We start from the raw sequence: 12,393 nt of genomic DNA, 5'->3' as shown, positions 1-12,393 counted from the left end.
GGTCGCTGCCGGGCAACGAGGTCCGCTTCGGCTTCGCCAATGGCAGCTTCGACTTCGTGACGATGATCTCGGTGGCGACGCATCTGCCGCCCGACGAGCTCGTGGTCTATCTGCAGGAAGCCTCGCGCCTGCTGGCGCCGGGCGGCCGGCTCTTCCTCACCGCCTTTGCGATCGACGGCAGCACGGGCCAGGAGCGCCTCTCGTTCAAGCGCTGGCAGGACGGGCCGGGCTGGTATGCGATCGACGAGGCGCCGCTTGCGGCGGCTGGGATCGATGCGAGCTTCCTGCTGGAGCAGACGATGCAGGCCGGGCTTGCCGTCGAGGCCCTGCGTCCGGGGCATTGGCGCGGTATCAGCGCGGCGCATTACCAGGACGTGTTGATCGCGACCAAGCCGGGAGGCCGGCCATGAGCCGCCGCATCCTCGTCGTCGCGCACAACCACCCCGCGCTGCATCCGGGCGGGACCGAGATCTTCGCGCATGACCTTGCGGGCGCCTATCGCGAGCAGGGCTGCGAGGTGCTCTTCCTCGGCGCGACCAACACGATCCATCGGGAGCCGCATCCGGGCACGGCGCTGCAATCGGTCGGCGAGGACGTGGTGCTGTGGAGCGCGCATTACGACCGCTTCCACATGAGCCAGATCGACCATTACGGCACGTTGCAGGACCTGGGGACGCTGCTCAGCGAGTTCCGCCCGGACGTGATCCATGTCCATCATCTCGCCCTGATCGGCGCGGAATTCCTGACGCTGGCGCGCCGGCTGCTGCCACGGACGGCGATCGTGATGACGCTGCATGACTACTATCCGATCTGCCACCATGACGGGCTGATGGTGCGGCCCGGCGACCGGCAGCGCTGCGCCGGCGCCTCGCCGGCGGGCTGCCATGGCTGCTTCCCCGAGATCGGCGCCGACCGCTTCCTGTTGCGCGAGCGCTTCATCAAGACGCATCTGGCGGCGGTCGATCACTTCGTCGCGCCGAGCCGTTTCCTGCGCCAGCGCTATATCGAATGGGGCCTGCCGGGCGACAGGATCGAGGTCTTCGCCAATGCCCGCCCGGCGCAGGAGCCGGTTCCGCATCGTCGCGCGACGGGCCGGCGCGCCAGCTTCGGCTATTTCGGCAACCTGAATCCCTGGAAGGGCGTGCTGCCGCTGCTGCAGGCGGCCAGGATTCTTCAGGCTTCGGGGGAGAGCGGCTTCAGCCTGCGCATCCATGGCGGCGCGCCGTTCCAGAGCGAGGCCTTCACCAGCGCACTCGACGCCGCGCTCGCCGGGACCGAAGGCGTCGTCACCCATTGCGGCGCTTACGCCCGCGACGAGGTGCCGGCGCTGATGGCCGAGATCGACTGGGTGGTGATGCCCTCGATCTGGTGGGAGAACGCGCCGCTCGTCATCCAGGAAGCCTTCCAGCATCGCCGGCCGCTGATCGTCAGCGATATCGGTGGCATGGCCGAGATGGTGCGCGACGAGATCGACGGGCTGCATGTCCGGCCGGGCGATCCGGCCGCGCTCGCCCGCACCATGCGCCGGGCGATGGAGGAGGCCGGGCTGTGGCAGCGCCTCGTCCACGGCATCGCCGAGCAGCCTTCGCTCGCCGCATGCGCTGCCCGCCATCTCGCCCTCTTCGACAGCCTCAAGCTCGCGGAGGCCGCATGACGACCGCGACCAACCAGAACAACGAACTCCGGCTGCCGCGCGTCGACGCGCCGAATGTCGAGCCGGCGAAGCTGAACGGACGGATCGACGCCCTCGACGGCGACCGCCTGCATGGCTGGATCTGGGACGAGACCCGTCCCGACCAGGCCGTCACGGTGAAGCTTTATTGCGACGGCAAGCTCGCTTTGGAGGCCAAGGCGGATCAAAGTCGCATCGATCTGCGTCGCAACGGCATCGGCGACGGCAAGCACGCCTTCTCCATGGAACTCGACGAGAGGCTGGTCGCGGCACGCGGCCGCCTCAAGGTCGTCGGCATCTCGCCGGCGACCGGGGCCGAATTGGAACTGCGCCTGCCGGCGGCGGACGAGCTGGCGGCGGAGGCCGCGATTGCCGTGCCGCTCGCCCGCTTCTTCGACAAGGTCGAGGTGCTGATCGCGCTCAACCGGCGAGCCCAGCTCGTCCAGAAGGAGCTGAACGAGAAGCTCGACCGCATCGCGGCGCGTCTCGAAGAGAACAACGCCCTCGCCGAGGCCAGCAAGGTGGAGGCCGAGACGCAAAGCGAGATCGTGCGCCGCCTCGGCGAGCTCGACGTCTTCCAGCTTCGCTTCGACGGCACGTTGCGCGCCTTCGACGAGCGCCTCATGGCGATCCGCAAGGAGGCGCGCGCGCCGCTCCGGCAGGTTACAGTGATCCTCGGCTTCCTCTCGACGCTCGCCGCTGTGATGTCCTTCGCCACGCTTGCCGTGACGCTCTGGGGAGGTTGAGGCGATGAGCGAGGTCATCGTTCCGGAAAGGACGTCCGTCAGCCCGGCGCCGATCGTCGCCTGGACGCCGCTCGGCGAGAACGCCATTCTTGTCCGCAGCGCCTGCGACGCCATTCCGGCCAAGGTTCCGGTCGCGGTCGACGGCAATCCGCGCAACCGCGCCCAGACCATGGTGCTGAGCTGGCGCCGGCCCGGGGCCGAGCCTTTGGCGGCCACCGGCTTCCTCTGCCTCGCGCCCGCGCCCAGCGTCGACAATAGCGGCACCGGCGCCCTGCTGATCGGCCGCCCTGGCCGTCCCCTGCGCCTGATCCTGGCGGCGAAGCCGCAGCCCTTGCAGACCTTCCTCTCCGAACTCGCCGAGGATGCGGGCCAGGCCTTTCCGAGCGTGGTCGATGGCCTGCTCGAAGTGCTGCTGACCGGCGCGCCCAATCCGCGTCGCCTGAGGGCGGTGGCGATGCTGCTGCAGACCGTCGCGCGGCCCGGAGGCTTCGTCGAGGTGATGGGCGCGCTGGAGGGCGACGGCATCTTCCTGCAGGGCTGGACCTCCGATTTCGCCGCCGGGCGGCTCAAGCTCCTGATCGCGCATGGCGGCCTGTCTCCGGCCCATCTCGAAGCCGGAACTTTCGAGCGGGGCGATCTGGGGAGGGCGCGCGCGGCTTCTTCGGCCTGCTCGAGGATTGCCAGGTCCAGCAGCCGGGCGAGATCGAGCGGCTCTATTTCCGCGGTAGCGATGGCTGGCGGGCGCTCGAGGTCTATGAGCGCTACGTCCTGCTCGAGCCGATCACGGTTCCCGGCCATCTGCGCGACGGGCTGGCGCGCGGCACGGCGCCCCAGACCACCACCGACAGGCTCAGGCGTGCCTCGCAGCGCTTCGACGGCCGCGACACCGTCTGTCTGCTGGAGGAGCCGGTGCGTGCCGGCATCGACTCCGTGACGGTCGTCGAGGATACCGGCGTGCTGATCATCGGCTGGCTGTTCGATCCGGAGCGCCGGGTCGATGCGGTCACCTTGCGCAGCGGCGGCCAGTCCTGCGCCGTCGACCGGCTCTGGACGCGCGTGCAGCGCCCGGACGTCACCGCCGCCTTCATGGAGGATCCGCGCTTCGGCCCGGCGCTGGCGGCGCGGCGCAACAGCCACGGCTTCATCGTCTTCGCACCGAAGCTCCTGCCGGAGCCTGGGCAGCCGCTTCATCTCGCCTTCGAGGTTCAGGGTACGGGTCCGGCCTTCCTGCCGCTCGAACCCAATCGCGCCCAGCCGCGGCGGGCGCTGGAGCGCGTCCTCGGCCTGCTCGATCCGCGTTCCTCGACGGCGAATGCGGTGGTCGAGCGCCAGATCGCGCCGGCCCTGCAGGCGGCCGAGATCGTGCCGCCGCGCGCCGTCGAGACGCTCGATGTCGGCCCCTTCGATGCGGAGGCGCCGCTCGGCCTCGTCATCGGCCTCGACCATCGCCAGCGCGAATTGTCGGCGCTCTTTGCCTTGCTGGCGATGGATCCGGAAGTCCGGCCGCTGCCGATCGCGATCGCGGCGCCCTCCGAGAGCTTCGACCGCGTCGGCGCGGAAGCGCGGCGGCTCGCGCGCTTCTACGGGCTGTCGGTGCGCCTCGTCGCGGTCGAAGGCGTCGAGGATGCCTGCGACGCGCTGGAGGCTGGCGTGCGCGCCTGCCGCTTCCAGACGGTCGTGCTGCTCTCGGGGGCCGCGCAGATCCGGATGCCGGGCTGGCTCGGACGGCTCGAAAGAGCCTATCGCGCCCGTGGCGGGCAATGCGTCGCCAGCCCGACCTTGCTGTTCGAGGACGACTCCATCCGCTGGGCCGGCGCCTGGCTGGAAGGAGAAGGCACGAGCCGGCGCATCGCCAACCGCTTCGTCGGCTATCCGCTCGATGCGGTCGGCAATCTCGGCCCGATGGAGGTCGCGGCCGGGGCGAGCGAATGCTGCGTGCTGTCGCGCGCCGCTTTCATCGAGGTCGGCGGTTTCGCGCGCAATTACTTCACCACGGCGGAGAAGGGGCTCGATCTCTGCCTCAAGCTCAGGATGGCGGGCTCGCCCTCGCTCTGGGTGCCCGATGTCGAGGTCTACGCGGTCGACGACACCGAGACGGCTGCGCCGCATGCCGGCGCGCTGGCAAGGCTCGCCGACCGGACGAGCTTCGACCGGCGCTGGGCGCTCGCGATTTCCAACATGAAAGGCTGAGGATGCGGGTTCTCGTGATATCGCACGCCCATCCCTCGCTCTCGCTGGGCGGGGCGGAGGTGGCGTCCTACAACCTGCACAAGGGGCTGCAGGCGGGCGAGGGCATCGATTCCCATTATCTCGCCCGTGTCGGCGCGCCGACGCCGCGTCATGCCGGCACGGCGCTGATGAGCCTGCGCCAACGCGGCGGGGAATTGCTCTACTACGCCGAGGATTACGACCATTTCCTGATCTCCAACCGTGCCACGGAGGAGATCGAGCGCGACTTCGTCCGCGTGCTGCACGATCTGAAGCCGGATGTGGTGCATTTCCACCACTTCATCGGGCTCGGGCTCGAATGCCTGTTCGCGGTGCGCGACGCGCTGCCCGATGCGCTGATCGTGGTCACCTTCCACGAATATCTCTCGATCTGCCACCATCACGGCCAGATGGTGAAGACCGGCGCCTTCAAGCTCTGCTACCGGGCCTCGCCGACCGACTGCAACGCCTGCTTTCCCGACATCTCGCCGGCCCGCTTCCTGGCGCGCGAGACCTTCATCAAGGGCATGCTGGGGCTGGCCGACCATTTCGTCTCGCCGAGTCGCTTCCTCGTCGACCGCTATGTCGGCTGGGGACTGGCGGAGGAGCGCTTCTCGGTGATCGAGAACGGCATCGACGTGGCCAGCACCGCCCCGCCGCGGCCCCTGCCCGAAGGCAAGGAGCGGCGCTCGCGCTTCGCCTATTTCGGCCAGCTCACGCCCTATAAGGGCGCCGACGTGCTGATCGACGCGGTGACGCGCATTCCCGATTCCGTCTGGGGCGAGGATGCGATGCTGCTGGTCTATGGCGGCAATCTGGAGCGCCAGCCGCAGGCCTATCAGGACAAGTTCGCCAAGCTGGTCGAGAGCGCCGGCCGGCGCGTGCGCTTCTGCGGCGCCTTCCAGAACCACGAGATGCCGAACCTGATGCGCTCGGTCGACTGGGTGGTGATGCCCTCGGTCTGGTGGGAGAACTCGCCGATCGTGATCCAGGAGGCGTTCTTCCACGGCCGCCCGATCCTGGCGAGCGCGCTTGGCGGCATGGCCGAGAAGATCACCGACGAGGTCGACGGCCTGCATTTCCGCGCCGGCAGCCCCGAGGATCTCGTCGACTGCATGGTCCGCGCCCTGACCGAGCCGGGGCTCTGGGAGCGCCTGCGCGGCGGCATCACGCGGCCGATGAGCCATCGCGAATGCGCACAGACGCATCTCGATCTCTATCGCCGCCTCATCGCCGAACGCAGCCGCCCCGCGCAGGCGCGGCAAGACCCCGCGGCGATGATCGCCTGAAACCATAACGAGACAAAAGGGGAGACCTGTCCATGGCCCGCATCCTCGTCATCAGCCCCTCCGGGGAGGTCTACGACCATGACAATGTGCGCTGGTACGATTATGCCAATCTCGCCAGCCACATCGATCACTATCACAATATCGGCGACGCCTTCGTCTTCGATTCCTCGCTGAAGCTGCTCAATTTCGAGACGCTCGACACCTTGCCGATCGACCATGTCGATCCAGCGATGATCGACCGGCTCAATGCCGAATACGACTACGTCTTCCTGCGCGGCTCGAACTATGTCCATGCGGAGATGGACTGGGCACAGGCCCCGGCCGTGCTGCGCCGGCTGAAGATCCCGGTCATCGCCTTCGGCATCGGCGCGCAGGCGCCGGTCAGCGGCAAGCTGGAGCTGAGCGAGGATAGCAAGACGGTCCTCAAGCTGATCGCGGATTCGACCGCTTCGCTCGGCGTGCGCGGGACGTATTCGGCCGAGGTGCTGAACGATCTCGGCATCCGCAATGTCCGCATCATCGGCTGCCCGACCGCGTTCCGGAACAACAATCCCGGTCTCGCGATCCGCCTGCCGCCGCTCGACCAGGTCAAGACCGCCGGCGTCACGCTCAGGCGCGAGGTTTCCAAGACCTATGCGCAGGACATCCAGCGCTATCTCACCTTCCACCGCGATCTGGTGAAGGCGATGGCGGATCGCTTCGAGGTCACGCTGATGTCGCAGGGCGAGGCCGAGGAGAAGAAGCTCGCGCTGGGCACACCTGAGCAGAAGGCCGCGGCCATGGCGGCGCTCAAGGACAATGCCTGGGCAACCAGCTGGTATCTCGATGAGCAGGTCGAGGGCCTTTATCGGAACCGCATGTTCTATTCCGACGTGGTCGCGGACTATGAGCGACTGGTGCGCGGGCTCGATCTCGTGCTCGGCTACCGGCTGCACGGCAATCTGATGGCGCTCGCCAATGGCACGCCGTCGATCTACTTCACCTATGACAGCCGCACCGTCGAGTTCGCCGATACCTTCAAGATCCCGAGCGTGGACGTCTTCTCCGGCCAGGACTTCCGGCTGGAGGAGTATTGGGACCAGTCCCGCTTCGACCGCTTCAACGCGGCTTACGCCCAGGTCTACGGGCAGATGCGCGACTTCCTCGTCGAGAACCGCGTCGACAACAAGATGGTGCCGCGTGCGGCCGAGCCGCAGCGGAAGGTGGCATGAGGGGCGCCCGCATCGCGCATCTCGCGCTGTCGGCGGCTTTCCTGCTGCTGGTGGCGCCTCTGGCCGCAGAGGCGCAGACGCCTGCCTATCGGCTCGAGGTCGCGCCCGACGCGAAGGAGGAGACGGTCGTCTCCTGGGCGCGCCAGCGTTGCGAGGAATGGGATCTGCCGGACGCGCCTCTGCGTGCCTTCCGCGACGACAAGGGCGAGGTCGTCGCCTTTGCCAGCCATTACCGCAGCCGCCCGTTGATTGGGGCCGACCTGTCCTCGATCCGCAAGAGCTGCGCCGTCTCCTTCGAGGCGAAGAACAGCGCCGATCCCAGCCAGTTCAGCGACAAGAGCTGGATCGCCGCGACCTGGACCGACGACGGACGCCATGTCCAGGCGCTGATCCATGCCGAGTACCATGCCGACAAGCACCCCGGGGCCTGCCGCTTCAAGGAGGCAATGAGCTGCTGGTACAACGTCGTCACCGCGGCCCAGTCTGATGATGGCGGGCGCAGCTTCAAGACCGACGAGCCGCGCCCTCTCGTGGCGGCGCCGCCCTACAGGCAGGATGTCGACCAGGGCCGGCATCGCGGTTTCTTCAACCCCTCGAACATCGTCGAGAGGGATGGCGCCTGGTATGCGCTGATCGCGACCACCGGTGGCGAGGGCCAGAAGAGCGGCGTCTGCCTGTTCCGGTCCACGGACATCAAGGATCCGACGACGTGGCGGGCCTTTGACGGGCAGGACTTCACGATTCCGGCGGTCGACCCCTACCGCGACGATCTGAGCCGGGCGCGGCCGTGCCAGCCGCTCAAGGAGCTGCCGACCACGGTCGGTTCCGTCACCCGGCATGAGGCGAGCGGGACATGGCTCGCGCTCTTCCATCTCGGCCCGGATCCGCGCCAGAACATTGCGGGTGGCCGCGTCGCCTATAGCTGGTCAGACGATCTGATCCACTGGTCGCGGCTGCAGACGCTGCTCGTGCATCCGACGATGTGGAGCAAGGATTGCAGCGACCGGCTGCGCTACGGCTATGGCGCCATCGCCGATCCGCAATCGCGTTCGCGGAATTTCCAGACGACGGGCGACACGGCCTATCTGTTCATGACGCGGATGCACGTCACCGGCTGCAAGCTCGGCCCCGACCGCGACCTGGTTCGCCTGAAACTTCGTTTCGTCAAGGAGGGCCCATGAACGCGCCCGTGCTCTCGCCTGTCTCCGCCGTTTCGCTGGAAAACGCCACCAAGATCCTGCGCGCGACCACGAGCGAGGTCGTCGTCTCCGTCGGCCGCCGGCCGGATGGAAGCTGGCCGGCGCTCAAGCTGATGCTCGACGGGCAGGATTACGCGACGATCCAGCCCGGCGCGATCGTGACCGGCCACGCGCCCGTCGCCGAGTTGGCGATTCCGCTGCCGCGTCTGCCCGAGGGGCGCCTCCGCTCGATCGCGGTTGCCGATGCGGCGACGGGCACGCTCGCACCCGGCTCGAATCTGCGTCCGATCCCGACCGAGACCAAGCTGCGCGCGCTGGTGATCTATCCGGCCGGCGAGGTCTACGACCACGACAAGGTGCGCTGGTACCGCGCGCCGATGGAGAAGCTGCTCAGCGACTATTTCAACATCGGCGACATGATCGTCTATGATTCGACGCTGAAGCTCCTGCGCTATGCGCATCTGGAGCCGATGAAGATCATGGCGCCGACCGAGGCCGACATCGCGCGCTATGCCAACGAGTTCGATTTCATCTTCGTGCGCGGCTCGAACTTCATCCATGAGAGCATGGAATGGTTCCGCGCCGTCGAGGTGCTGGAGAAGGTGAAGCTGCCGGTCTACGCCATCGGCGTCGGCGCTCAGGCGAGCCAGAACCGCAGGATCGAGCTCCCCGAGGCCTCGCGGCGCTTCTGGTCGATCGTGGCCGAGCGCTCGGCCGCCATCGGCGTCCGTGGCGCCTTCAGTGCCGAGACCCTCAGGCAGAACGGCATCCGCAATGTCGAGGTGGTGGGCTGTCCCTCGATTTTCCGCACCCGCAACCGCGAGCTCCAGATCCGCGTTCCCGACCAGCGCGATATCCGCAAGGTCGCGTTCAGCCTGCGCCGCGAGTCCGACAAGAGCTACACCGCCGATCCGGAAGCCTATCTGCGCAACCAGAAGGCCGCCCTGCTCAAGGTCGACGACCAGAGTGAGATGGTGATGTCCTCGCATGGCGAGCAGGAGGAGAAGGCGTTCTTCCTGCGCGACGTCGCGGCCAAGGAGAAGGCGGTTGCCGAATTCGTCAAGACCGGCTGGTGGAGCGGGCCGGACGAGGCCCCGATGCGCCGGATCTACGAGAAGCAGCTGTTCTCCTTCTTCGATGTCGAGCATTACGACGCCTTTGCCCGCTCGCAGGACCTTGCTGTCGGCTACCGCGTCCATGGCGTGCTGCCGGCCGTGGCGCATGGCGTGCCCGGCGTGCTCGTCGCCTATGACACGCGCAGCCAGGAGCTGGCCGAGACGCTGAAGATCCCGGTCGTGCCGGAGGCGGCCCTGGCCGAGGGCGGCTGGCGCGCGGTCTATCAGGAGGCGGCGCTGAACGGTCTGGCGAAGAGCTATGCCGGATCCTACGACCGGATGCGCAATTTCCTCGACCGGAACGGTATTCCCCACCGGATGTGAGGGCCGGGCGGGATCACGGCCGGCCCGCCTCGCAGGTCCGCAGGCCGGGAGAGCCAAGACTGCAAGCCTACGCGTTCTCACCAGTCAGGAGACGATCATGAAGATCGAATATGATGCAGGCACGGCGCTTTCGATCATGCGCGGCAACCCCGTACGCGGCTGGATTTCGGGCAAGCCGGAAAAGATGGCCAAGGAGCGCCTGACCACGGGCGCCTACCTCGCCATCGAGCACAAGCCGAAATTCAAGATCGACCCCTCCTGGCCGATCTTCACCATGGGTTCGTGCTTTGCGCGCGAGGTCGAGAATATCCTGATGATGCGCGGCCTGCAGCTGCTGCTCAACGGTCACGGGGTGCCGGCCGAGCATTTCGAGAGCTGGAACGAGGAAAGCGGCCGTGGCGGCGGTGCCGACCGTGGCCAGCTCAGCCGGGGCGCGCTGAACAAATATTCGGTGCGCTCGATGACACACGAGCTCAAGCGCAGCCTGCTCGGGGAGAGCTATCCCGACGATGGGCTGATCGAGCTCGCGCCCGGGCAATGGTTCGATCCGCAAGCCAGCGGGTTGCGATTGCTCGATCGCGAGAACGCCTTTGCCAACCGCAAGCGCCTCGCCGCGGCGACCGCCCAGATCAAGCAGGCGCGCGTCTGCTTCTTCACGCTCGGCCTGACCGAGACCTGGCTCGACGCCGAAACCGGCATCGCCATGAATGCGCATCCCGGGCCGAGCTGGCTGCAACGGATGCCGGAGCGCTTCCGCTTCGTGGACTACGGCTACGACGCGACGCTCGCCGACATGGAGGAGATCATCGGGCTGATCCGCGAGCATTGCCATCCGGAGATGCGCTTCGTCGTCACGGTTTCGCCGGTGCCGTTCGGCGCGACCTTCAAGGACGCCGACGTCATCGTCGCCAACAGCGCCTCGAAATCGGTGCTGCGGGCGGTGGCGGAGGAGCTGTTCCGGCGCCACGATTTCGTCGACTACTTCCCGAGCTACGAGATCGTGCTCAACTCGCCGCGGCCGATCGCCTTCCAGGACGATCAGCTCCACATTGCCCGTGACATGGTCGCGCATGTGATGACGACCTTCGAGAGAGCCTATCTTGCGCCGCAGGAACAGTCCCAGGCCGCCTGACGAACGGACAGACCGTTCCTGGAGCTGCTGGTCGCGGCTCCCATCGCCGTCTTTCGGCTCGAGCTGAGGCGGACAGGCCCGGCTTCGTGTCTGCCGCCGCTCGCGGGCGCCAGAGCCGGGCTCGCGGCCTGTACCGGGTTGAGACCGGCGCGGGCGGTGGGGAGAAGGTCGCTGCGGCGGCGTCTCAGCCCGTCCTGAGCTTGACGATGTCGGCGGAGCCGCGCTGGCCGTCCGGCAGTGGCCGGATCTGGGCCAGGAACTCCGCTTCGTCCGAGCTGATCGCGACCTGGTCGCGGCCATTGCGCTTGGCCGCGTAGAGCGCCTTGTCGGCGTCGTGCAGCAAGGCGTCGAAATCGATGACGCTGTCTTCGGTATGGGCGACGCCCGCGCTGACGGTGCAGTCGAACGCGCCGGCGCTCCCGGTGAAATAGCGCTTGGCGAGGCGCGTGCGGATGCCTTCGGCGAGAATGGCGGCGGAGACGAGCGAGGTGCCGGGCATGAGCAGCGCGAATTCCTCGCCGCCGAGCCGTGCGGCCAGATCCTGCGGGCGCGCAGAGAGGGTCAGGATTTCACCGAAGGCGCGCAGGACGTCGTCACCGGCGAGGTGGCCATGGGCGTCGTTGATCATCTTGAAACGGTCGACGTCGAGGACGACCAGCGCGGCCGGTCCCTTGATCTCGCCTGCCAGGCGAGCGAGCAATGCGCGCCGGTTGAGCAGGCCGGTAAGGGGGTCGGTTTCCGCGTCGCGCTTGTGGCCGCGCGCCAGCCGCGCCTGGTTGAGCGCGAGCGAGAGGGCACCGATGCCGGCAAGCGTGGTCAGGCAGATGCCGATATTGAGGTCTTCGGCCCAGTTCGCCGGAATTTGCGGCAGAACCCATTGGCCGTCCTGCAGCAGGAGGACGGCGCAGGGGACGAAGGACAGCCCGGTCAGGACGTAGAGGGCGGTGAGCAGCGCGATCATCAGCCGGGCTTCCGCGCGGCCGAGCCAGTAATCCCAGGCGGTGACGAGCAGGATGATCGTCGCCGCGACATTGAGCATGAGGATCGCGATGCCGTTGTAGCCGGCGAGCATGGGAACGGCCATGGCGACGGAGGAGGAGACCGCCATCACGACCATGCCGCGCCAGGGCAGAATTGCGGTGCGGAACTCGCGGCCGGCGCCGAAGACGAAGGCAAGGCCGATCAGCAGGATCGTATAGCCGGTGGCGCCGAGCGCCGGGGACATCGTCTTTCCATAGGCGCCATAGACCAGCACACCGAGCGCCATCAGCGAGACGCCGATGGTCCAGGCCATCAGGAAGCGTTCCTTTTGCGAGACGAGCCAGCTTGCGAGGAACGCGGCCGCCAATCCGCAGCCGGAAAGGGTGAAGGCCGTCAGCAGCGAATGGTAGTCCAGCGGCACGGGCGACTCTGGATCAGGCAGCGAGATTCGCCCCATTTATGGGGGCGGCGCCATTGCGAAACATTTAAACCGATAGAGCAAACCCCACCCTGTTG

11 protein-coding genes are annotated in these 12,393 nt (G+C 67.5%); 10 read left to right on the top strand and 1 reads right to left on the bottom strand.

Annotated features, from left to right (window positions below):
- The 10 genes from AB4Y99_RS11835 to AB4Y99_RS11790 all read left to right on the top strand — a co-directional run.
- The coding region (locus AB4Y99_RS11835) for a methyltransferase domain-containing protein (protein WP_441523452.1) at nucleotides 1-410 on the top strand (410 nt) is incomplete at its 5' end.
- The gene (locus AB4Y99_RS11830) at nucleotides 407-1,654 is read left to right on the top strand and encodes a glycosyltransferase family 4 protein (RefSeq protein WP_112764333.1); all 1,248 of its coding nucleotides are present in this window, start codon (nucleotides 407-409) and stop codon (nucleotides 1,652-1,654) included. The genes AB4Y99_RS11835 and AB4Y99_RS11830, both read left to right, overlap by 4 nt.
- Nucleotides 1,651-2,418 carry a hypothetical protein gene (locus AB4Y99_RS11825; RefSeq protein WP_441523451.1) on the top strand — a complete coding sequence of 256 codons (768 nt, stop codon included), beginning with the start codon at nucleotides 1,651-1,653 and terminating at the stop codon, nucleotides 2,416-2,418. Before AB4Y99_RS11830 ends, AB4Y99_RS11825 begins: the two co-directional genes overlap by 4 nt.
- A 4-nt stretch (nucleotides 2,419-2,422) precedes the next feature.
- On the top strand, nucleotides 2,423-3,352 hold the full coding sequence (locus AB4Y99_RS11820; protein ID WP_441523450.1) for a hypothetical protein: 930 nt from the start codon (nucleotides 2,423-2,425) through the stop codon (nucleotides 3,350-3,352).
- Entirely contained in the window at nucleotides 3,328-4,608 is a 1,281-nt protein-coding gene (locus AB4Y99_RS11815; protein ID WP_441523449.1) for a glycosyltransferase family 2 protein, read from the top strand. Before AB4Y99_RS11820 ends, AB4Y99_RS11815 begins: the two co-directional genes overlap by 25 nt.
- Nucleotides 4,609-4,610: 2 nt before the next feature.
- Nucleotides 4,611-5,915 (top strand): glycosyltransferase family 4 protein, encoded by a 1,305-nt coding sequence (locus AB4Y99_RS11810; protein ID WP_112764330.1) that lies wholly within the window; start codon nucleotides 4,611-4,613, stop codon nucleotides 5,913-5,915.
- 32 nt (nucleotides 5,916-5,947) lie between these two features.
- Nucleotides 5,948-7,126: a polysaccharide pyruvyl transferase family protein gene (locus AB4Y99_RS11805; RefSeq protein ID WP_441523448.1), complete on the top strand. Its 1,179-nt coding sequence runs from the start codon at nucleotides 5,948-5,950 to the stop codon at nucleotides 7,124-7,126.
- On the top strand, nucleotides 7,123-8,307 hold the full coding sequence (locus tag AB4Y99_RS11800) for a glycoside hydrolase family protein (RefSeq protein WP_441523447.1): 1,185 nt from the start codon (nucleotides 7,123-7,125) through the stop codon (nucleotides 8,305-8,307). Before AB4Y99_RS11805 ends, AB4Y99_RS11800 begins: the two co-directional genes overlap by 4 nt.
- On the top strand, nucleotides 8,304-9,764 hold the full coding sequence (locus AB4Y99_RS11795; RefSeq protein WP_441523446.1) for a polysaccharide pyruvyl transferase family protein: 1,461 nt from the start codon (nucleotides 8,304-8,306) through the stop codon (nucleotides 9,762-9,764). The genes AB4Y99_RS11800 and AB4Y99_RS11795 overlap by 4 nt, the downstream gene beginning before the upstream one ends.
- A 97-nt stretch (nucleotides 9,765-9,861) precedes the next feature.
- Nucleotides 9,862-10,896, top strand: a complete 1,035-nt coding sequence (locus tag AB4Y99_RS11790) for a GSCFA domain-containing protein (protein ID WP_441523445.1) — start codon at nucleotides 9,862-9,864, stop codon at nucleotides 10,894-10,896.
- A gap of 184 nt (nucleotides 10,897-11,080) precedes the next feature.
- On the opposite strand, the gene AB4Y99_RS11785 is transcribed toward AB4Y99_RS11790, so the two are convergent.
- Nucleotides 11,081-12,298: a GGDEF domain-containing protein gene (locus AB4Y99_RS11785; protein WP_441523444.1), complete on the bottom strand. Its 1,218-nt coding sequence runs from the start codon at nucleotides 12,296-12,298 to the stop codon at nucleotides 11,081-11,083.
- Nucleotides 12,299-12,393: the final 95 nt, after the last annotated feature.

The organism is Allobosea sp. TAB14 (genome assembly GCF_052113865.1).
GTDB classification, from domain to species: Bacteria; Pseudomonadota; Alphaproteobacteria; order Rhizobiales; family Beijerinckiaceae; genus Allobosea; species Allobosea spartocytisi.
This window is presented reverse-complemented; position numbering and strand designations above follow the sequence as displayed.